The sequence below is a fragment of the Acidovorax sp. Q11 genome, from assembly GCF_054950075.1.
This window is the reverse complement of the sequence record NZ_JBUDZG010000016.1, coordinates 71,112-91,405: the sequence shown is the minus strand read 5'-3', so window position 1 is coordinate 91,405 and position 20,294 is coordinate 71,112. Positions and strand designations below refer to the sequence as shown.

Annotated in this window: 16 protein-coding genes; 10 read left to right on the top strand and 6 right to left on the bottom strand. The window is 68.0% G+C overall.

Annotated elements, in window-relative coordinates; genetic code table 11:
- Nucleotides 1-21: 21 nt before the first annotated feature.
- The 7 genes from nosZ to ACYZGB_RS14120 all read left to right on the top strand — a co-directional run bounded on the left by nosZ (nt 22) and on the right by ACYZGB_RS14120 (nt 9,069).
- Nucleotides 22-1,944: a TAT-dependent nitrous-oxide reductase gene (gene nosZ / locus ACYZGB_RS14150; protein ID WP_462389092.1), complete on the top strand. Its 1,923-nt coding sequence runs from the start codon at nt 22-24 to the stop codon at nt 1,942-1,944.
- Between the two features lie 209 nt (nt 1,945-2,153).
- A complete protein-coding gene (locus tag ACYZGB_RS14145) occupies nt 2,154-4,766 on the top strand; it encodes a 4Fe-4S binding protein (protein WP_462389091.1) in 2,613 nt (870 codons plus the stop codon).
- The gene (locus ACYZGB_RS14140) at nt 4,766-6,067 is read left to right on the top strand and encodes a nitrous oxide reductase family maturation protein NosD (RefSeq protein WP_462389089.1); all 1,302 of its coding nucleotides are present in this window, start codon (nt 4,766-4,768) and stop codon (nt 6,065-6,067) included. The genes ACYZGB_RS14145 and ACYZGB_RS14140 overlap by 1 nt, the downstream gene beginning before the upstream one ends.
- The gene (locus ACYZGB_RS14135) at nt 6,042-6,986 is read left to right on the top strand and encodes an ABC transporter ATP-binding protein (RefSeq protein WP_462389087.1); all 945 of its coding nucleotides are present in this window, start codon (nt 6,042-6,044) and stop codon (nt 6,984-6,986) included. The genes ACYZGB_RS14140 and ACYZGB_RS14135 overlap by 26 nt, the downstream gene beginning before the upstream one ends.
- Nucleotide 6,987: 1 nt before the next feature.
- Entirely contained in the window at nt 6,988-7,803 is an 816-nt protein-coding gene (locus tag ACYZGB_RS14130; RefSeq protein ID WP_063462516.1) for an ABC transporter permease, read from the top strand.
- The gene (locus ACYZGB_RS14125) at nt 7,800-8,360 is read left to right on the top strand and encodes a nitrous oxide reductase accessory protein NosL (RefSeq protein ID WP_462389085.1); all 561 of its coding nucleotides are present in this window, start codon (nt 7,800-7,802) and stop codon (nt 8,358-8,360) included. The genes ACYZGB_RS14130 and ACYZGB_RS14125 overlap by 4 nt, the downstream gene beginning before the upstream one ends.
- A 7-nt stretch (nt 8,361-8,367) precedes the next feature.
- Nucleotides 8,368-9,069: a nitrous oxide reductase accessory protein NosL gene (locus ACYZGB_RS14120; protein ID WP_462389083.1), complete on the top strand. Its 702-nt coding sequence runs from the start codon at nt 8,368-8,370 to the stop codon at nt 9,067-9,069.
- Nucleotides 9,070-9,130: 61 nt separating this feature from the next.
- On the opposite strand, the gene ACYZGB_RS14115 is transcribed toward ACYZGB_RS14120, so the two are convergent.
- From ACYZGB_RS14115 to ypfJ, 3 genes are all read right to left on the bottom strand, one after another.
- Nucleotides 9,131-10,645 carry a DEAD/DEAH box helicase gene (locus tag ACYZGB_RS14115; RefSeq protein WP_462389082.1) on the bottom strand — a complete coding sequence of 505 codons (1,515 nt, stop codon included), beginning with the start codon at nt 10,643-10,645 and terminating at the stop codon, nt 9,131-9,133.
- Nucleotides 10,646-11,050: 405 nt separating this feature from the next.
- Nucleotides 11,051-13,213, bottom strand: a complete 2,163-nt coding sequence (locus ACYZGB_RS14110) for a SulP family inorganic anion transporter (protein ID WP_462389080.1) — start codon at nt 13,211-13,213, stop codon at nt 11,051-11,053.
- A gap of 38 nt (nt 13,214-13,251) precedes the next feature.
- Entirely contained in the window at nt 13,252-14,136 is an 885-nt protein-coding gene (gene ypfJ, locus ACYZGB_RS14105) for a KPN_02809 family neutral zinc metallopeptidase (RefSeq protein ID WP_462389078.1), read from the bottom strand.
- Nucleotides 14,137-14,267: 131 nt separating this feature from the next.
- Here ypfJ and pcp point away from each other — a divergent pair, with 131 nt between their 5' ends.
- The 3 genes from pcp (at nt 14,268) to ACYZGB_RS14090 (ending at nt 17,829) form a co-directional block, all read left to right on the top strand.
- Complete coding sequence (pcp, locus tag ACYZGB_RS14100; protein ID WP_462389076.1) at nt 14,268-14,942, top strand: pyroglutamyl-peptidase I; 675 nt, start codon at nt 14,268-14,270, stop codon at nt 14,940-14,942.
- A gap of 211 nt (nt 14,943-15,153) precedes the next feature.
- Nucleotides 15,154-16,116, top strand: coding sequence for a delta(1)-pyrroline-2-carboxylate reductase family protein (locus ACYZGB_RS14095; protein WP_462389074.1), 963 nt, complete (start codon nt 15,154-15,156; stop codon nt 16,114-16,116).
- Nucleotides 16,117-16,128: 12 nt separating this feature from the next.
- The gene (locus tag ACYZGB_RS14090; RefSeq protein WP_462389072.1) at nt 16,129-17,829 is read left to right on the top strand and encodes a diguanylate cyclase; all 1,701 of its coding nucleotides are present in this window, start codon (nt 16,129-16,131) and stop codon (nt 17,827-17,829) included.
- Nucleotides 17,830-17,883: 54 nt separating this feature from the next.
- Here the strand turns inward: ACYZGB_RS14090 and ACYZGB_RS14085 are convergent, their stop codons facing one another.
- From ACYZGB_RS14085 to guaD, 3 genes are all read right to left on the bottom strand, one after another.
- On the bottom strand, nt 17,884-18,180 hold the full coding sequence (locus tag ACYZGB_RS14085) for a hypothetical protein (protein WP_462389070.1): 297 nt from the start codon (nt 18,178-18,180) through the stop codon (nt 17,884-17,886).
- A gap of 139 nt (nt 18,181-18,319) precedes the next feature.
- The gene (gene dcd, locus ACYZGB_RS14080; RefSeq protein WP_462389068.1) at nt 18,320-18,892 is read right to left on the bottom strand and encodes a dCTP deaminase; all 573 of its coding nucleotides are present in this window, start codon (nt 18,890-18,892) and stop codon (nt 18,320-18,322) included.
- A gap of 85 nt (nt 18,893-18,977) precedes the next feature.
- Complete coding sequence (gene guaD, locus ACYZGB_RS14075; RefSeq protein ID WP_462389066.1) at nt 18,978-20,276, bottom strand: guanine deaminase; 1,299 nt, start codon at nt 20,274-20,276, stop codon at nt 18,978-18,980.
- Between the last annotated feature and the right edge of the window lie 18 nt (nt 20,277-20,294).

Genomic DNA, 20,294 nt, shown 5'->3' with positions numbered 1-20,294 from the left:
CATCCCCAAGAGGAACCAACCATGACCGAGAGAAAAGACGCATCCCATCCCACCGCCGGCATGGGCCGACGCAGCTTCATCAACACCGCCGCCCTGGTAGGGTTGACCGCTGGCGTCGCCGCCTGCACCGAAAAGCCCAGCGCAGCCACGCCCGCAGCACCCGCCGCCGCACCGGCAGGCGGCCATGCCAGCGCAGGCGCCAACGCGCACCTCAAGCCCGGCGAGCTGGACACCTACTACGGCCTGTGGAGCGGCGGCCACACGGGCGACATGCGCGTGCTGGGCCTGCCCTCGGGCCGCGAGATCACGCGCATCCCCTGCTTCGTGCCCGACGCGCTGGTGGGCTGGGGCGTGACCAACGAGAGCAAGAAGGTCATGGGCACCAAGCCCGACGGCAGCCTGAAGTACACGGTGGCCGACACCCACCACACGCACGCCTCGTACAAGGACGGCAACTACGACGGCCGCTACGCCTGGATCAACGACAAGATCAACAGCCGCATCGCGCGCATCCGCCTCGACTATTTCGTCTGCGACAAGATCACCGAGCTGCCCAACGTGCAGGGCTTCCACGGCATCTTCCCGGACAAGGCCGACCCGGTGGACCCGGCCATCAACTACACCACGCGCGTGTTCTGCGGCGGTGAATTCGCCATTCCCCTGCCCAACACGGGCACCGAAGATTCGGGCAAATACCGCTCCATGTTCAGCTGCGTGGACGCCGAGACCATGGAGGTGCGCTGGCAGGTGCTGATCGACGGCAACTGCGACCTCGTGGCCACGTCCTACGACGGCAAGCTGGCCGCCACCAACCAGTACAACGTGGAGATGGGCGCGAAGTACGAGGACATGATGTCTGCCGAGCGCGACGCATGCCTGTTCTTCAACGTGGGCCGCATCGAGGCCGCCGTGAAGGCTGGCAAGTTCAAGACCATCGGCAGCAGCAAGGTGCCCGTGGTGGACGGCACGCACGAAGCCAACAAGGACCCCAAGACGGCCCTCACCGCCTACGTGTCGGTGCCCAAGAACCCGCACGGCGTGAACGCCAGCCCCGATGGCAAGTACTTCATCTGCGCCGGCAAGCTGTCGCCCACCGGCACGGTGATCGAGCTGGCCAAGGTACTCGACTACTTCGACGGCAAGCTTGAAAAGCTCGATTCCGCCATCGTGGCCGAAGTGGAGCTGGGCCTGGGCCCGCTGCACACCGCGTTCGACGGCCGGGGCAACGCCTACACCACGCTCTTCCTGGACAGCCAGGTCGTGAAGTGGAACGTGGAGGCCGCCATCAAGTTCCACGCGGGCGACAAGACCGCCAAGTACGTAGTGGACCGCCTGGACGTGCAATACCAGCCGGGCCACTTGAATGCCTCGCAGTCCGAGACCCGGGCCGCCGACGGCAAGTTCCTGGCCGTGGGCTGCAAGTTCTCCAAGGACCGCTTCCTGCCCGTGGGGCCGCTGCACCCCGAGAACGAGCAACTCATCGATATCTCGGGCGAGAAGATGGTGCTGATGGCCGACCACCCCGTGCGTGGCGAGCCCCATGACTTCATCATCTTCAAGCGCGACCTGGTCAAGCCCAAGCAGGTCTACAGCCTGGACGACTTCCCGCTGGCCATCAAGGACCCGAAGGAATCCGGCGTGTTCCGCAATGGCAAGAAGGTCACGGTGAAGATGACCTCGCAAGCCCCCGCCTTCAGCCTGCGCGAGTTCAAGCTCAAGAAGGGCGACGAGGTCACGCTGATCCTGACCAACCTGGACAAGATCGAGGACCTGACGCACGGTTTTGCGATCCCGAACTACAACGTGAACTTCATCGTGAACCCGCTGGAGACCGCGTCCGTGAGTTTCGTGGCCGACAAGCCTGGCGTGTTCTGGTGCTACTGCACGCACTTCTGCCATGCGCTGCACCTTGAAATGCGCACCCGCATGATCGTGGAAGGTTGAATGGGGCGATCCCCCTGAGGCGCTGCGCGCCTTCCCCCTTCTCTCGGCTTCGCCGGGAAGGGGGACGCCACCAGCGCGGCGGGGCGGCCCTTGCGCGGTGGCACTCGCCTAAGTGCGCGCCAGTTGCGCAGATTGCGCCCCGTTTTTGAATCAAATGAGCATCTACCGCCCGTCCAATGGGCGCTAGCAGCTATCAAAACAATAGTTCGATGACTTCACTCGCCCCACGGATCGCTGCCTGCTGCATAGCCCTGTTGCTGGCGCTGCTCGCGCCCCGCGTCCATGCGGGTGCGTACGAGGCCGAGCTGCCTGCCAACCTGGCCACGGCGAGCGACCTGTGCGCGCTGCTGCCGTGCACCGATGCCTTCCCCGGCGCCGTGCGGTTCTCCGAGCGCAAGGGGCAGCCGCCGTATGTCGAGGCCTATGGAGACGGCTCCAAGCTGCTGGGCTATGTGATGCTGTCCACCGACATCACCGACACACCCGCTTACTCAGGCAAGCCGGTGGTCACGCTGATCGGCATGGACAAGGATGGCCGCTTCGTGGGCGTCAAGGTGCTCAAGCATTCCGAGCCCATCCTGCTGCTGGGCATTCCGGAATCGGCGCTCACCAACTTCAACAACCAGTACCTGGGCAAGTCGGTCACCGACACCATCGAGGTCGGCCCCTCGCGCCCCGAAGAGAACGTGCTCGGCGTCGATGCCATCTCCGGCGCCACCGTCACCGTGGTGGCGCAGAACCAGGTGGTCATGGCCTCGGGCGCGGCCGTGGCGCGGCAGACCGGCATCATCGCGCCCACGGTGCGCGAGGCGGCGCGTTTTGCCCACACCGGTCAGGCCTACAGCTGGGCCCAGCTGGTGCAGATGGGCGCCGTGCAGCAGCTGCTCGTCAAGCCCGAACAGGTGGGCCTGCCACGGGGCCCCGAGCCCTTCATCGAGTTGTGGTTCGGCGACCTGAACCACCCCGACGTGGGCCAGAGCCTGCTGGGCAAGAACGGCTTCGAGAGCCTGCGCTCGCGCCTGAAGGACGGCGAGAACGCGCTGTTCGTCATCAAGACGGCGGGGCAGGAGTCGTTCAAGGGCTCGGGCTTCGTGCGCGGCGGCATCTTCGACCGCGTGCAGGTCAAGCAGGGGGCGGACTCCTTCACCTTCCGCGACCTGGACGCGCTCAACCTCTACGGGCTGGACGCCGCGGGCGCGCCCGGCTACAACGAATCGGCCATCTTCATCATCCGCTCGCAGGCGTTCTCGGCCGCGTACCCGTGGAAGTTCGCCTTCCTGGGCAACCGCGTGGACCGCGCCACCGGCCACCGCAGTTTTGCGGTGTTCGAATCCAGGTACTGGCTGCCCGCCGCGCTGCTCGACGGCGGCCGCCCCGAGGTCAAGGAGCCCGATGCGCCCTGGGTGCGCATCTGGAAGTCGCAGGCCCTGCCCATCGCGCTGTTCGCGCTGCTGCTGGTGGGCGTCACGGTGGTCTATGCGCTGCGCGAAACACTCACGCGCCGCTCCACCCACAAGAACAAGTGGCCCGTGAACGCGTTCAAGTACAGCTTCTGGGCCATCAGCATCGGCTGGATCGGCTTCGGCCAGATGGCCCAGCCCTCCATCACGCAGGTGCTGACCTGGTTCCACGCACTGCTGTTCCAGTGGACCTGGTCGCTGTTCCTGTCCGACCCGTTCATCTTCCTGTTCTGGATCTTCATCATCGCCACTGTGTTCCTGTTCGGGCGCGGGTTGTTCTGCGGCTGGATGTGCCCGTTTGGCTCGCTGCAGGAGGGCATTTACAAGATCGCACGCGCCCTGGGCCTCAAGCGCTTTCAGACCCAGCTGCCGCAGAAGTGGCACGACCGGCTCAAGTGGGTCAAGTACGCGGTGTTCTTCGGGTTGCTGGTGGTGTCGATGTTCTCGATGGGACTGGCTGAGAAGCTGGCCGAGGTGGAGCCGTTCAAGACCACCTTCCTGGTCGGTGTGATGAACCGCGCCTGGCCCTACAGCCTGTTTGTGGCGGCCATCCTGGGCGTGTCGATCTTCATCGAGCGGCCCTACTGCAAGTACATCTGCCCGCTGGGCGCATCGCTCGCCATGCCCAGCACGTTCCGCTGGTTCGGCCTCAAGCGCAAGCAGGACTGCAACAGCTGCAAGGCCTGCGCCGTGGGCTGCGGCGCGCAGGCGATTGACGCAGACGGCCGCATCGACCACCGCGAATGCCTGCACTGCCTCGATTGCATGGTGCTCTACACCGACACCAAGGGCTGCCCGCCCCTGGCCAAGGAACGCAAGCGCCGCGAGAAAGATGGTCTGGAAATCACGCCCATCGGCAAGAACGGCTATTTCATCCCGATCCACCCTGCCACGGTGCAGGACCAGATCTCAGCCAAGGCCGCCCAGGGACCCGACCCACGCATGCCTACAACGCCTGCACACCCTGCCCACAAGGCTGGAAGCCAAGGCCTGCGCTGGCCGCAATGGGTACTGCTGGAGCTGGTGGACCACCTGTGGCCCTGGAGCCGCGAAGGCTGGGCGTCGCGACGCGCGCTGCAGATCGCGGGCTTCTCGCTGGCCGTGGCTGCCAGCCTGGCCTGGGTGATGACAGCCCTGGGCACGTTGTCGTCGGGCGCCATCATCGGCTGGTGGTTCGGCTGGAGCGTGTACGAGGTGCTGATCCGCCTGTCGGGCAAGCGCTATGTGAAGGACGGCCCCTGGTGGCGGGGCCGCTACCGCCGGGCGGGCGTGATGGACATGCTGAGCTACGTGGGCTTCAAGAACCTGCTGATCGGCGCAGCACTCTTCCTGGCCATCAAGGCCGTGGTGGGACTGGCGTGATGAAGTCCCCCCTTGCACTCGCTGCGGTTGCCACGGCCCTGGCACTGTGGACCGCGCTTCCTGCCACAGCTGCCACCGTGCAGGTCCGCCCCGGCCAGGACCTGCAGGCCGCCATCACGGCTGCGGCGCCGGGCGACACGGTGGAGGTGCAGCGGGGCTTTTACCGCGTGAACCTGCGCATCGACAAGGCCCTGACCCTGCGCGGCATCGACCGCCCCACGCTCAGCGGCGGCCAGGCGGGCGACACCATCCGTGTCACCGCGCCCGACGTGGTGATCGAAGGCCTGATCGTGCGCGACTCGGGCACCAGCCTCAAGGACCAGAACGCGGGCATCTACATCTTCCCTGGCGCGCACCGCGCCGTGGTGCGCCAGAGCGACCTCACCTATAACCTGTTCGGCCTGTGGATCGAGAAGGCCGACGGCGTGCAGGTGCTGCAAAACACCATCACCGGCCTGCGCGATGTGAACTCCTCGCAGCGCGGAAACGGCGTGCAGCTGTACAACACCCAGGGCGCCCGCATCGAGGGCAATCACATCAGCTTCGTGCGCGACGCGCTGTATGTGGACGTGTCGCACCACGCCGTCTTTCGCGGCAACAAGCTGCACCACAGCCGCTACGGCACGCACTACATGAACTCCTACTACAACCTGTGGGAGGACAACGACACCTACAACAACCGGGGTGGCCTGGCGCTGATGGAAGTGCGCGACCAGGTGGTGCGCAACAACCGGGCCTTCCGCAACAGCGACCACGGCATCATGCTGCGCACGCTGCAGGACTCGGTCATCGAGAACAACCTGGTGGCCGACAACCAGCGCGGCTTCTTCATCTACGACGTGGAATACGCCACGCTGCGCGGCAACCGGGTGGTGCGCAACACGGTGGGCGTGCACCTGTCGGCCGGCTCCACCCGCAACGTGGTGGACGGCAACGACTTCATCGGCAACCGCGAGCAGGTGCGCTACGTGGGCGCCCGCGACGAGCGCTGGGGCGGCCCCCTGGGCAACTACTGGAGCAACTACCTGGGCTGGGACCGCGACGGCAACGGCGTGGGCGACGTGCCCTACGAAGCCAACGACATGGTGGACCGCCTCACCTGGCGCCACCCCGCCATCAAGCTGCTCCTGGCCAGCCCCGCCGTGCAGGCCCTGCGCCTGGTGGGCCAGCAGTTCCCTGTGCTGCGCGTGCCCACCGTGGTGGACCCGAAGCCCCGCATGCAGCCGCTTGCGCAGTCGCCCGCGCAGCCGAACACACCCGAACGGAATCTTCAGCGTGACCCGCAACCCTCCCCCCATTGACCCACGCGCCGGCCCCGCCATCGAGGTGCTGGGCGCCCACAAGCACTACGGCGCACACCACGCCGTGGACGGCATCGACCTGCGCATCGAGCGCGGTGAGATCCTGGGCCTCATCGGCCACAACGGCGCGGGCAAGAGCACGCTGTTCAAGTTGGTCCTAGGCCTGGTGCCCGCCACCTCCGGCGAGATCCGCGTGGACGGCACCAGCGTGTCGGGCCGCGACTTTCGCACCGCGCGGCGCCACCTGGGCTACCTGCCCGAGAACGTTGTGCTGTACGACAACCTGAGCGGACTGGAGACATTGCGCTTCTTTGCCCGCCTCAAGGCCGCGCCGCTGGCCCAATGCGATGCGCTGCTTGACCAGGTAGGCCTGGCCCACGCGGGCAACCGCCCGGTGCGCGAATACTCCAAGGGCATGCGCCAGCGCCTCGGGTTCGCGCAGGCGCTGCTGGGCAACCCGCAGGTGCTGCTGCTGGACGAGCCCACCAACGGCCTGGACCCGCAGGCCATCCGCGACTTCTACGCCACGCTGCGGGGCTTGCAGGCCCGGGGCGTGACCATCGTCATCACCTCCCACATCCTGGCCGAGCTGCAAGAGCGTGTGGACCGCCTGGCCATCCTCGCCTCAGGCCGACTGCAGGCCCTGGGCAGCGTGCAGGCGCTGCGCGAGCGTGCGCACATGCCGCTGGCCATCGACCTCGTGCTTGCTCCGGCCGATGTTCCGGCTGCGCAACAGGCACTGGCCCTGCTGCCGGGCATCACCCCACTGCCCACGCCCGAGGGCCTGCGCCTGACCTGCCCCCGCGAGCTGAAGGTCGCCGCGCTCGCGGCCCTGGCGCCGCTGGGCACGCGGCTCGCGGACGTGCAGATCCACGAGCCCTCCCTCGAAGACCTGTACTTCGACCTTCGCAGGAGCTAGCATGGAATTCACCCAGATCCTCACCATCGCCGCCAAGGAATTCCGCGACCGCATGCGCAACCGCTGGGTGCTGGCGGTGGCCCTGGTGTTCACTGTATTCTCGCTGGCCATCACCTACTTCGGCGGCGCGCAGCAGGGCACGGTGGGCCTGCGCTCCATCGAGTTCACCATCGCCAGCCTGGTCAGCCTGGTGATCTACCTGATCCCGCTGATCGCGCTGCTGCTGGGCTTCGATGCCATCGTGGGCGAACGCGAGCGCGGCTCGCTCGACCTGCTGCTGTCACTGCCCCTCACGCGGCTGGAGCTGCTGCTGGGCAAGTACCTGGGGCTGGCGGGCGCGCTCACGGTGTCCACGCTGGCGGGTTTTGCGCTGGTGGCGGTGCTGCTGTACCGCCAGTTCGGCTGGGGCGGGCTGTTCCACTACGGTGGCTTCATGGCCAGCGCCGTGCTGCTGGGCCTGGCGTTCCTGAGCCTGGCCCTGCTGCTGTCGGTGCTGGTGCGCGAGCGCACGCGCGCCTCGGGGCTGGCGATCGCCGCATGGTTCTTCTTCGTGCTGGTGTTCGACCTGCTGCTGCTCGGCGCCCTGGTGGCCACGGGCGGCAGCCACGGCGGCGAGGCCATGGCCTACCTGCTGCTGCTCAACCCTGCGGACGTGTTCCGCATCCTCAACGTGTTCTCGCTGGAAGACGTGCGCACCCTGTACGGCCTGACCAGCATCGTGCCCCCCGCCCTGGCCAAGCCATGGCTCATGGGCGCGGTGATGGGTGGCTGGATCGTGGTGCCGCTGGCGCTGGCGGGCTGGAGATTCAAACCATGACAAAAAAATATGAATGCGCCTGCGCCACGCGGCGCCAGCTGCTCGGCTGGGCGGCCCTCGCCTCGCTGGGCACACTCACCGGCATCACGGGCTGCAGCCAGGCGGACACGGGCGCCCAATCCCTTGCCCCCATAGAAATCGACCGCACCACCAGCTGCGAACTCGATGGCATGCTGCTGGCCGACTACCCCGGCCCCAAGGCTCAGGTGCACTTTGCGGGTCAGAGCAAGCCCTCGTTCTTTTGCGACACGGTGGAGCTGTTCAGCACCCTGCTGGCGGGTGAGCAGGTGCGAGCCGTGCAAGCCGTGTATGTGCAGGACATGGGCCAAGCCGACTGGAACGCGCCGCAGGGCCACTGGATCGACGGCAAAACCGCCGTCTACGTGGTGGGTGGCAAGCGCCACGGCTCCATGGGCCCCACCATCGGCAGTTTTGCGCAAGAAGCCGACGCCCGGAAGTTCGCCGCCGAGTACGGTGGCAAGGTGCTGCGGTTCGCCGAGATCCAGCCAGCCATGGTGGACCTGAGCGGCGGCGCCTTGCACGACACCCGCATGTGACACTGCCATGCGCCTGCTGCACCGCACTGCTTCCACCACCTCCAGCACCTGCCCGCCACCCAACCGGCGTGCAGCACTGACAGCCCTGCTGGTGCTGGGCACAGGCGCGGCCGCTGGGGCTGCGTGGCGATGGCGGCGGGGCAACGGCACGGCGTCATCCGCCGCCCTTCCCGGCCCGGGCGACGATGTGTGCATCGTCGCCCCACCCACACCATACGACCCAACCTCCGGCCTGCCCCTGGCCGCTGCGCGCGAGGTGCCCACCGACGCGCGCTGTCCCGTGTGTGGCATGTACCCGGCGCGGGCGCGGGCCTGGGCGGCGCAGGTCATTTTTGCGCAGGGGGATGCGTATTTTTTCGACTCGCCGCTGAGCCTGATGCTGTACCTGGGCAATGTGGCGCACTACACGCGGGGCCGCACGCCCGATGCCATCGTGGCCCGTTACGTGAGCGATGCCGGCACCGGTGCCTGGGTGGACGCACACCAGGCGGTGTACGTGGCGGGCTCATCGGCCCTGGGGCCCATGCGGGCGGGCAACCTGCCAGCGTTTGCGGGCGCGGCGGAGGCGCGGCGGTTTGCTCAGGTGCAGGGCGGCGCTGTTCTCACGTTCAGCGCCATCGACGCAGCCCTGTTGCGCGGGCTGGCCCCCCACCTGCGCGCCGATCACCGCCTGCATGCACAGGCGGACCAGGCATTGGCTATCAAATAAATAGCTAACAGCGCTTGACAGTCGCGCCGTAGAGGCCAAAAAACCTTCTAAAAACCGGCGCTTACTGCGCCGAAGTTTCTGGCTGGGCGGCGGCCTTGAACAGCGCGGCCACCTTGCGCTTGGGCTTGATGTTGGCCGAGATGCTGCTGCGCGGCGCAGCCTTGGTGGCGGCTTCCCAGGCGGGTGCGGCGTCGGAGGCAACGCTGGCTTCGTAGGGTTTTTCGAAGAACGGGTCGCGCGAGATCGCGGCGGGACGGAAGCCCCGGTGCTGATCGCGTGGATCGCGGGACTCACGGGATTCACGGCCGCTGCGGTGGTCACGATCCCGCTCACGGCGGGGGGCCGATGCACCCAGGGCGTCGCGGCCATCGCCCGTCTCGCCCGCTTCGCGCCAGGCGCGGCGGCCGTCGTTGATGCGGCCCCGGGGCTGGTCTTCGTCGTATTCAACGGCTTCCAGCTCGATCTTCTTCTTGATGAGCTTCTCGATGTCCGCCACCAGGCGGGCATCGCTGCCCGACACCAGGGTCACGGCCAGGCCCGATGCGCCTGCACGGCCCGTGCGGCCGATGCGGTGCACGTAGTCTTCGGCGTTGAAAGGCACGTCGAAGTTGAACACGGCGGGCACATCCTTGATGTCCAGGCCCCGCGCGGCCACGTCGGTGCACACCAGCAGGTCCACTTCGCCCTTCTTGAAGGCTTCGAGCGCCTTGAGGCGCTCGTCCTGGCTCTTGTCGCCGTGCAGGGCGGCGGTCTTGAGGCCTTCGCGCTCCAGGCTGCGCGCCAGACGGGCGCAGCCAAGCTTGCTGTTCACGAAGATGAAGGCCTGCTTGAGCCCCCGGGTCTTGAGGACCTGGTGGATGGCGCGGCGCTTGTCGTCGTCATTGGCGCTGTAGAAGCGCTGCTCCACCGTGGAGGCCGTCTCGTTCGGGCGGGCCACCTCAATGGTGATGGGGTTCTGCAGGTAGCTGCTGGCCAGGCGCTTGATCTCGGGCGAGAAGGTGGCACTGAACAGCAGCGTGGTGCGCTGCTTGGGCAGGTAGCTCAGGATGCGCTGCAGGTCGGGCAGGAAGCCGATGTCCAGCATGCGGTCGGCCTCGTCGAGCACCACGTACTCGACCTGGTTGAGCACCGCGTTCTTGGCCTCGATGTGGTCGAGCAGACGGCCTGGCGTGGCCACCAGCACCTCGACGCCTTTTTTCAGCTCGATGGTCTGGGGCTTCATGTCCATGCCGCCAAACACCACCGTGCTGCGCAGCTTGGTGTGTTTGGCATACAGCGCGATCTGCTGGGCCACCTGGTCGGCCAGCTCGCGCGTGGGCAGCAGCACCAGGGCGCGCACCGGGTGGCGCGCGGGCGAGGTGGAACTGTTTTCGTGCTTGAGCAGGCGCTGCAGCAGGGGCAGCGAGAAGGCGGCGGTCTTGCCGGTGCCGGTCTGGGCGGCACCCATTACGTCCTGGCCGGTGAGCACGACCGGAATGGCCTGCTCCTGGATGGGCGTCATGGACTCGTAGCCCATTTCGGCCACGGCACGTGCCAGCGGCTCGGCCAGCGATAGATTGGAGAAGGAACTAGTCATTAAAAGCGTGTTTGTAGGCGACGCTGAATTTATGTCTGAGCAATGTGGCACGCCCTTGGGAGGGGGCTGGCTGCAAGGCGCAAACCGCAGCCGGGCTGGTGGCCCGGCGAGGAGTGCAACGCCGCAGAAAGGGCCCCAGCGGGCAATGTGCCGTGCGCCGGGGACTGTTGGGGCGTTGCGCTAGAACCTGCTCACGATCTCCCACGACCCCGGGGGCCGTGCGAGGTCATGAACAGGCTCGCAGCCCTCTATTGTCGCACCGGTGGCCCAAAAAGCGATTTTTTGCGCTGCAGAGTGGTATGCCACACAGGTCCACGGGCGGCGTGGGGGCACATGTTTACTATTATTTTTATAGCTAAAAATGCTTACCCATTGCGCGCAGAGGCCAATTTTTGCATGCAAAAGTCACTCCAGAACGGCCCGCAACTGGCGTGTGGTCACCGCCAGCCGCCTCGCCCCGATCTGCGCGAGGTTATTCATCACTGTGAGCGCAGCCTCGGGGTACTGCCGAGCCCAGGCGTCAAAGTGCGCGCGCGACAGCCGCACCAGATGCGCAGCCCCGCGCTCGGCCCCGGCGCAAGCGCTGCGGGCCGCGCCGTTGAGGAAGGCCATCTCGCCAAAGGCCATGCCCGGCCCCACGGTGGCCAGGCGCAGCCCCTTGTCGGGCGGCCACAAGGTCACCAGGGTGATGTGGCCCGACTTGACCACCAGCAGGTCGTGGTCGGTGTCGCCCGCGCGGAAGACCACGCCGTGGGCGGGCACGTCCAGCGGCTCCAGCAGGGCCATGAGCGCATCGGCGGCGGCACGGGGCACGCCTTCGCCGATTTCGCCCAGCAGGTCGCGCTCGGGGCGCGCGGGGCGCTGCTCGATGGGGCGCTGGGCCAGGATGCCGGCCTCGGCCCATTCCAGCGCGCGGTCCAGGTCGGCAAAGGCGCGCACATGTTCGCCCGCGTGTTCGGCGGCCAGGGGGTCGAGCGCAGCCACGGCGGCGGCAATGCCCTGCTGGCCCAGGTCGCGCACCAGCGCGCGCAGCTGGGCCAGCGCCGTGCTGTCCCAGGCGGGCACACGGCCCGCGTCCAGAATCACCCAGCGGTGGCGCGGCTGCAGCAGCATGCGCACCTGCTCGGCCAGGTGGGCCGCCACGCCAAACGACATCACGCCCTGCAGCTCGAACACGGCCACCTGGTTCATGCGCGGCGCCAGCCAGGTGTCCGAGCCCGCCCGGCGCAGGCGCCGCGAACGCAGCTCGCCATCCAGCCGCACATGGCGCAGCACCGTGGCGGCCGAGTCGTGCAGCAGCACAAAGGTGGCCACCACCAGGCCCGCCACCAGCGCGCCCACACCGCCCATCACCGCAAACACCAGGGCCACCAGCCAGCTTTGCGCCCAGGTCACGCGCGAGCGGCGCGCATAGCCCAGCGACCACATCAGCCCCGGCACCTGCATCAGCCCCGCCAGCACCAGCCCACCCGCCAGGCATGCCATGGGAACCCAGTGCAGCCACCATGGCCCCGTGATGGCCACACCCAGCATGATGGCGGCGTGCCAGCGCGGGGCATCGCGCGATGCACCGGCCTGCGCCAGCACAATGCGCGAGCGTGACGCGCTGGTCGATGCCGGGATCATCCCGGCCAGGCCACACAGCGCGCCCAGCAGGCTCTCGCGGCGCAGGGCCAGGTTGGCGTCGCCGCGCAGGCCGTGGTCCAGCTCCAGCTCCTGGTTGAAGACCAGGATTTCCAGGCTGTTGACCAGCGCCATCAAGAGCGCCAGCACCACCAGGGCCGAGCCCTGCTGCTGCGCCAGGGCCATCCAGGGGATGCCGCTCCAGTCGGGCAGCGGCGGCCAAGCAAATGCGCTGGGCTGCACGGCGGGCACAAACACGGCCCCCAGCCCGACGCCCCAGAAGCCAGCCAGGGCCACGGCCAACGCCACCACGGCCACCGCCGTCAGCAGGCCGGGCATGCGGGGCCAGCGGCCACGCAGCCACCAGGCCAGCCCCACCACGGCCCCGGCCGCAAGCGCATGCCAGCCCAGCAGGGCATCCCAGGGCGCGGCCACCCCCGCGCCAAAGCCGTTGCGCACCTGGCCCAGCACCATCGACAGGCCCACGCCCGCCGCAAAGCCATGGGTGACCGAAATGGGCAAGAAACGCGCCACCGACGCCAGCCGCAGCACACCCAGCAGCCACTGGAAGACAAACGCCAGGGCCACCGTGGCCCCGCTCACAGCCAGCACCTGCCGCGCATTCAGCCCCAGCGCGGGCGCCGCGCCATGGGCCGTGGCCAGCACGGCCGCAAACAGCAGCGCCACCACCGTGGTGGGCGCATACACCACGCCCGCCCGGGGCGCCAGCAGCGTGAGCAGCAGGCCTGGCAGCGCGGCCGACCACAGGGCCAGCGCCGCCAATGAGTAGCTGCCCGCCAGAGGCGCAAAGGCCAGCAGCCCCAGGCCCACCGCATGGGGCACGGTGACCGCCGCCGCAGACCATGCCGCCGCCGCGCCCGAGGGCTGCGTTGCGGGGTCAGGCGCCCGGTGGGATGGCGCCGCCAGGGGCACTGCAGAGGACATGGGCCGTGGCCTTCAAAACCCGTGCGGGCTGCTTCCGCCTACAGGCTGCGTGCGGCGAAGGTGTCGCAGGCCTTCACGCTGCCGTTCTGCAGGCCGTTGTGGAACCAGCGCTGGCGCTGGGCGCTGGTGCCGTGGGTAAAGCTCTCGGGCACCACGGCGCCGCCCTGGGCGCGCTGCAAGGCGTCGTCGCCAATCTTGGCGGCCGCGTTCATGGCTTCTTCCACATCGCCCTGCTCCAGGATCTGGCGCGCGTTTTGCGCATGGTGGGCCCACACGCCCGCAAAACAGTCGGCCTGCAGCTCCAGCCGCACCGACAGTGCGTTGTATTCGGCCTTGCTCACGCGGCCACGCATCTGGTCCACCTTGCCGCTGATGCCCAGCTGGTTCTGCACATGGTGGCCCACCTCATGGGCAATCACATAGGCCTGTGCAAAGTCGCCGGGGGCGCCCAGACGGTTCTTGAGGGTTTCGTAAAAGCCCAGGTCGATGTAGACCTTCTGGTCGGCCGGGCAATAAAAAGGGCCCATCGCCGCCTGGCCCGTGCCGCAGGCCGTGGGCGTTGCGCCCCGGAACAGCACCAGGCGCGGCTCTTGGTACCGGCCGCCCCCCTGGCGGAACACCTGGCCCCACACGTCCTCGGTGTCAGCCAGCACGGTAGACACAAAACGGGCCATGGTGTCGTCTGCGGGCGGGCGCTGCACAGGCCCCGGCTGCTGTTGCACATGGGCGGGTGGCCCGCCACCACTGAGCAGCCCCAGAATCGTCAACGGATTGATGCCCAGCACCCAGCCCCCCAGCAGGGCGATGACGATGGTGCCGATGCCAATGCTGCGCCCGCCGAACACCGGTGACCCGCCCCCGCCACCGCCACCACTGCGGCGGTCTTCCACGTTGTCGGATTCGCGATTGCCTTCCCATTTCATTCTGGTTCTCCTGCGCCCTCCTGCGGGTGGAAGGCCATGCCCAATATTACGCGCCGTACCGACGGCGGTGCAGCGAATTACGATGTGCACCTGCCGCACAGCCCCTGATCCTCTCCTGGTTGACGCCCGCCATGATCAACAACACCCAGCACCTCACGCCCGCACCCGCCCCGGTGATCCTGCTCACGGGCTTTGACCCGTTCGGTGGCGACCCGCTCAACCCCAGCTGGCTCATCGCCCAGGCGCTGCAGGGCCAGCGCATTGGCGGCCACCGGGTGGTGGCCGCGCAGCTGCCCACGGTGTTCGGGCAGTCGCTGCAGCGGCTGGCGGCGCTGGTGCACACGCACCAGCCCGCGCTGACGGTGTGCCTGGGCCTGGCGGGCGGGCGCAGTGCGCTGTCGCTGGAGCGCATCGGCATCAACATCAACGATGCCCGCATCCCCGACAACACCGGCGCCCAGCCCATCGACACCCCCGTGGCGGCCGAGGGGCCCGCCGCCTACTTTGCCAGCCTGCCCATCAAGGCCATGCTGCGCGCCGTGCAACGTGCGGGCTTGCCTTGCGAGGTGTCGCAGACGGCAGGCACCTTCGTTTGCAACCATGTGCTGTATGGCTTGCTGCATCTGCTGGCCCAGGGCGCGGGCCCTGCCGGGGCGCGGGGCGGCTTTGTGCATGTGCCCTGGCTCACCGGGCAAGGCGCGCCCCACCTGCCGCTGCGCGACATGGTGCGCGGCATCCACGCCGCGCTGTGGGCCGCTGTGCTGGCGCCCCAGGACATCACCTTGCAGGCCGGGGCCACGCACTGAGAGCGGCTAAAAAAACCCTTCTGGCGTCGTTGCCGCGTCTTGTCGTACTACTCGTACTGCCTCCGACGCGGCGCCTAGCCAGAACCGCTGCGCTGGGTTTTGATATCCGCTCTAAGCCAGTCTGTGGGGCAAGCCCGGGAATGCCCTGAGAAACGGGGGATTGCACCCGCCAAACAGCCCGGAAACGCTGGCCGCTGTGTACAGTCAGGCCATGTCTTTTGCACCCTCCACCCTGGCCGCAGGCACGCTGGATGCCGCCGCCACCGCACAGCGCCTACCCTGGTCCGCGCTGGCCGACGAAATCGCCCAGCTGCTGCACGACAGCACCGTCTCGGTGCCCGCCCGCAGCGTGTTGCCCCTGGCCCAGGGCGGCAGCCTGTTCCTGATGCCCGCCACCGACCGCAGTGTGGCCATGACCAAGCTCATCACGTTCACGCCCGCCAACGCGGGCACCGGGCGCCCCTCGATCCAGGGCGACGTGGTGGTGTTCGACATCGCCACCGGCGCACGCCAGCTGGTGCTGGACGGCCCTACGGTCACAGCCCGGCGCACGGCCGCGGTCTCGCTGCTGGCTGCGCGGCACCTGGCACCAGTACCGCAGGGCCCCTTGCTCATCGTGGGCGCCGGGGTGCAGGGCCTGGCCCATGCCGAGGCCTTTGTGGAGGGGCTGGGCGTGCAGGAGGTCTGGATCAGCTCGCGCAGCATGGCCAGTGCCGAAACCCTGGCGACACAGGTGCGCGCGCTGGGCGCCCAGGTGCGGGTGGTGGCCGATGCTGACGCGGCCCTGGCCCACTGCCCCCTGGTGGCGGCCTGCACCACGGCCAGCAGCCTGGTGCTGCATGCCACACCCCGGCCAGACGCGTTCATCACCGCCGTGGGCGCATTCACCCCCACCATGGCCGAGCTGGCGCCCGCGCTGTGCCTGCATGTGGCACACCACGGCAGCATCGTGGTGGACACGGCCGATGCCAGCCACGAGGCAGGAGACCTGCTGCGAGCCGGGCTGGACGTGACCACCCTGCCCGTGCTGCAGGACGTGGTCTGCGGCCCGTGGATGCACCGTGCACCCGCCGGGCCGGTGCTGTTCAAGAGCTGTGGCTGGGCCGGCTGGGACCTGGCCGCCGCGCGGCTGGCCCTGCGCCAGGGCGCCGCTCAGCCCGCCTCATCCACCTGACAGGCCCGCCTGATGGCCCTGCTCGCACGCTTTTCCGACCACAGCCTGCGCATGCAGATTGCGCTGGTGTTCGGCACGCTGGTCATTGCGCTGGCCGTGTTGCTGTCGCTGGGCTTTGGCGAGCTGCTCAAACACCGCATCCAGCGCGACGCGGGGGATTCGCTGCAGGCCGTGACCGAAAACGCAGGCAAAGTCCTGGCTGCCGGGCTGATGCAGCGCAGCCTGGAGGCCGAGGTGCTGGCCAGTGCCGCTATGGTCTGGTCCGCAGGGCTGGACTCGCCCGAGGCCCAGCACATGCTGGCCCGCAGCCAGGCCATGCAGCCCAGCAACGTATGGATCGGCGTGGCCGACGCACAAGGGGTGGTGCGCAACGCCACCGGCGGCCTGCTGCTGGGCCACAGCGTGGCGCACCGCCCCTGGTTCCAGCGCGGCCTGCAAGAAGTGCATGTGGGCGATGTGCACCCCGCCCAGTTGCTGGAGAGCCTGCTGCCCCCCACAGCGTCTGGCGAGCCCCACCGGTTTGTGGACTTCGCCGCCCCCATCCGCATCGGCCCCACCACCGTGGGAGTGCTGGGTATCCATGGCAGCTGGGAATGGTCGCGCCAGGTACTCGAAGGCCTCACGCCGGCCACCTCAGCCGAAACAGCGCTGGAACTTTTCATCTTTGACCGCCAGGGCCAGATGATCCTGGCGCCCCGGCGACATGGCACCATGCTGCAAGCCTCCGGACAGCGCTTGCCCGAGGGCATCCGTATCAACAACAACCGCGACGGCGGGCGCCTGCAGACTGCCGTGGTGCCCTGGCTCGATGGCAAGCGCTACCTCACGGCCGCCACGCAGCTCCAACCCCGCAATGCCGCCAGCGACCTGGGCTGGCGCATCGTGGCGCGCCAGCCGGTCGAGCTGGCGTTTGCCGAGGCCGACCGCACCGTGCGCATGGCCCTGGCCATTGGCCTCACAGCGGCCCTATTGGCCTCGGCCCTGGCCTGGCTGGCCGCGCGCCGCCTGAGCGAAGACCTCTATGCGCTGGCAGACGCCGCCAGCGCCGTCGAGGCAGGCCGACCCGGCAGCAACATCCCGGCCGTGCACAGCAACCGCGAGGTGCGCCAGCTCTCGCAGGCGCTGGGCCGCATGACCCACCGGCTACTGGCTGCCCGCGAGGCCATGGAAGCAAAGGTGCGCCTGCGCACCCTGGAGCTGGAGGCCGCCAACCGCGCCCTCGACCTGCAGGCCCGCACCGACGCCCTCACTGGGCTGCTCAACCGGCGCGGCTTTGAGACGCAGATGGCGTTTGCACTGGCGCTGGCCCGGCGCAGCACCCGACCGCTGAGCCTGATCGCCGTGGATGTGGACCATTTCAAGCGCGTGAACGACACCTACGGCCACGAGGCCGGGGACGAGGTCCTGCGCCGGCTGGCGCGCACGCTTGAAACGCGGCTGCGCGGCTCGGACGTGATCGCCCGGCTGGGGGGGGAGGAATTTGTGGCACTGCTGCCCGACACCGACCTGGAAGGCGCGCGGGCCATTGCCCAGACGCTGGTCACGGCCATGGCCCAACAGCAGGACCCGGTGGTGGGCACCATCACCGTGAGCGCTGGCGTGGCCAGCATGCGGGGCGCTGATGACAGCGGCGCCGCCATCCTGCGGCGCGGGGACATGGCGCTCTACGAAGCCAAGGGCCAGGGCCGCAACCGGGTTTGCGTGGAGGCCTGAGAGGCCTGAGAGCCTAGAGAGGTTGTGGTTGCAGCAGCGCTGACGACGCGCTGGCTATCTGGACTGTGGTGTATCGAAGTAGGACTGCAGCTGGGCGGCCAGGTGGTGCAATTCGCCATCTGCAGAACCGCGCGCCAGCGCCAGTTGCTCCAGCGCATAGGGGCGGTGGCCCAGCATCATGGACATGTTCACGCAGTGTCCGCTGGCGGCCATCTTCAGCACAAACGCATTGAGCAGCTCACAAGGCCAGTAGGTGGCCGTTGGGCCACCAGCGAGGGCCCCGGCAGCCAGCGCCGGGCACAGGGCCTCGGCCTGGGTGGCGGGCGCAGAAGGTGCAGCTAAGGTCAGCATGGCAAGGCTCCATCCAGCCGCCAGACCACGCGGCGGCATGGGTTCATGCTAAAAAAACCGCCGAGGCCTGCCATTCAGCCAAGCGGCTGAGGCCACGTAGGACGAAAGCCCGGAAGCCAGGCCGCGCCCCCGCACCGAATCAGGCCTTGGGCAGCGTCACACCCACCTGGCCCTGGTACTTTCCGCCACGGTCGCGGTAGCTGACCTCGCAGACATCGTCCTTGTCGCTCTCGAAAAACAGCACCTGGGCGCAGCCTTCGCCCGCGTAGATGCGCGCGGGCAGTGGCGTGGTGTTGCTGAACTCCAGCGTCACATAGCCTTCCCACTCGGGTTCGAACGGGGTCACGTTGACGATGATGCCGCAGCGCGCGTAGGTGCTTTTGCCCAGGCAGATGGTGAGCACATTGCGCGGGATGCGGAAGTACTCCACCGTGCGCGCCAGCGCAAAGCTGTTGGGCGGGATGATGCAGCTGTCGCCCTCGAAATCCACAAAACTCTTCTCGTCGAAGTTCTTGGGGTCCACCACCGTGCTGTGGATGTTGGTGAACACCTTGAATTCGGGTGCGCAGCGGATGTCGTAGCCATAGCTGCTGGTGCCGTAGCTGATGATCTTGCGGCCCTCGGCCTCGCGCACCTGGCCGGGTTCGAAGGGCTCGATCATGCCGTGCTCTGCCGCCATGCGGCGGATCCATTTGTCGCTCTTGATGCTCATAGCAGAACTCCCTGCGCAGTGGCCTGGCTGCTTTTCATGAAAACCGCCGGGCGCTATTAAATGTGTAGCTGTTAGCGCTTGATGATCAGGCGCGGGAGCCGTATTTTGCTTGAGAAATCACGGTTTGCTCCACCACCCGGTCATCGCCGAGCACGATCAGCGCAAACAACAGCTCTTCCAGGTTGCGCGCCTGCTGGGTCTTGCGCGCCAGCAACGGCGTGGCTTGGGGGTTGAGCACCACAAAGTCGGCCTCGCAGCCGGGCTGCAGATTGCCCACCACACCCGCAAGGCCCAGCGCCCGGGCGGCACCCGCCGTGTGCTGCCACCACAGCTGCTGGGGCGACAGGCTCAGGCCCTGCTTGGTCTGGCCCTCTCGCCCCACGTAGTAGGCCGCCATCATGGTGTGAAACGGGCTGAAGCTGGTGCCCCCGCCCACGTCGCTGGCCAGGCCATAGCCAAAGCCCACGCGGTCGGCCCCGGCGTAGTCAAAAAAGCCGCTGCCCAGAAACAGGTTGCTGGTGGGGCTGACGGCCGCCGTGGCGCCCGTGTCGCGCATCAGCGCACGGTCGTCGTCGTCAAAGTGGATGCAGTGGGCGTACACCGCCCGCTCGCGCATCAGGCCGAAGTCGTCGTACACCCCGAGGTAGCTGCGCGAAGCCGGGAACAGCTCACGCGCCCAGCGGATCTCGTCCAGGTTTTCGGCCACATGCGACTGGATCCACACATCGGGGTAGCGCGCGGCCAGCTCGCCCGCGCCGCGCAGCTGCTCGGCTGTGCTGGTGGGGGCAAAACGCGGGGTGATGGCATAGCCCAGGCGGTCCACGCCATGCCAGCGCTGGATCAGCGCCTCGGTGTCGATCAGGCTTTGCTCGGTGTCGTCGCGCACGCCGTCGGGCGAGTGGCGGTCCTGCAGCACCTTGCCGGTGATCAGGCGCATCTGCTGGCGCTGCGCCTCGGCAAACAGGGCATCGGCCGATGCAGGGTGCGAGGTGGAAAACGCCAGTGCCGTGGTCACGCCGTTGCGCAGCAGTTCGGCCACAAAAAACTCGGCCACCTGCTGGCTGTAGCCAGGGTCCACAAACCGCGATTCGTGGGGAAAAGTGTAGTTCTCCAGCCAGGGCAGCAGGCCGTCGGCAGGGGAGCCGATCACATCGGTCTGTGGAAAGTGGATGTGCATGTCCACAAACCCCGGCGCCAGGATGCGCCCCGGCAGGTGCACCACGGGCTCGCCCGCAAACTGCGGTGCCAGGGCCTGCCAGGCACCCGCCGCCAGCACACGCTGGCGCCCCTGGGCGTCGGGGCCCACGGCCAGCAGGCCATCTTCGTCATACAGGGCGCGGCCGTCGTCGGCAAAGCGCAAAAGGGCAGATCGGTATACAGGCATGGGAGCAAGCTTAGCGGC

Coding starts and splice junctions, on each gene's coding strand:
- ACYZGB_RS14090 (WP_462389072.1), top strand. CDS start 16,129: ATGGCCCTGCTCGCACGCTTTTCCGACCACAGCCTGCGCATGCAGATT.
- dcd (WP_462389068.1), bottom strand. CDS start 18,892: ATGAGCATCAAGAGCGACAAATGGATCCGCCGCATGGCGGCAGAGCAC.
- ACYZGB_RS14095 (WP_462389074.1), top strand. CDS start 15,154: ATGTCTTTTGCACCCTCCACCCTGGCCGCAGGCACGCTGGATGCCGCC.
- pcp (WP_462389076.1), top strand. CDS start 14,268: ATGATCAACAACACCCAGCACCTCACGCCCGCACCCGCCCCGGTGATC.
- ACYZGB_RS14115 (WP_462389082.1), bottom strand. CDS start 10,645: ATGACTAGTTCCTTCTCCAATCTATCGCTGGCCGAGCCGCTGGCACGT.
- ACYZGB_RS14130 (WP_063462516.1), top strand. CDS start 6,988: ATGGAATTCACCCAGATCCTCACCATCGCCGCCAAGGAATTCCGCGAC.
- ACYZGB_RS14110 (WP_462389080.1), bottom strand. CDS start 13,213: ATGTCCTCTGCAGTGCCCCTGGCGGCGCCATCCCACCGGGCGCCTGAC.
- ACYZGB_RS14125 (WP_462389085.1), top strand. CDS start 7,800: ATGACAAAAAAATATGAATGCGCCTGCGCCACGCGGCGCCAGCTGCTC.
- ACYZGB_RS14145 (WP_462389091.1), top strand. CDS start 2,154: ATGACTTCACTCGCCCCACGGATCGCTGCCTGCTGCATAGCCCTGTTG.
- guaD (WP_462389066.1), bottom strand. CDS start 20,276: ATGCCTGTATACCGATCTGCCCTTTTGCGCTTTGCCGACGACGGCCGC.
- nosZ (WP_462389092.1), top strand. CDS start 22: ATGACCGAGAGAAAAGACGCATCCCATCCCACCGCCGGCATGGGCCGA.
- ACYZGB_RS14120 (WP_462389083.1), top strand. CDS start 8,368: ATGCGCCTGCTGCACCGCACTGCTTCCACCACCTCCAGCACCTGCCCG.
- ACYZGB_RS14140 (WP_462389089.1), top strand. CDS start 4,766: ATGAAGTCCCCCCTTGCACTCGCTGCGGTTGCCACGGCCCTGGCACTG.
- ypfJ (WP_462389078.1), bottom strand. CDS start 14,136: ATGAAATGGGAAGGCAATCGCGAATCCGACAACGTGGAAGACCGCCGC.
- ACYZGB_RS14085 (WP_462389070.1), bottom strand. CDS start 18,180: ATGCTGACCTTAGCTGCACCTTCTGCGCCCGCCACCCAGGCCGAGGCC.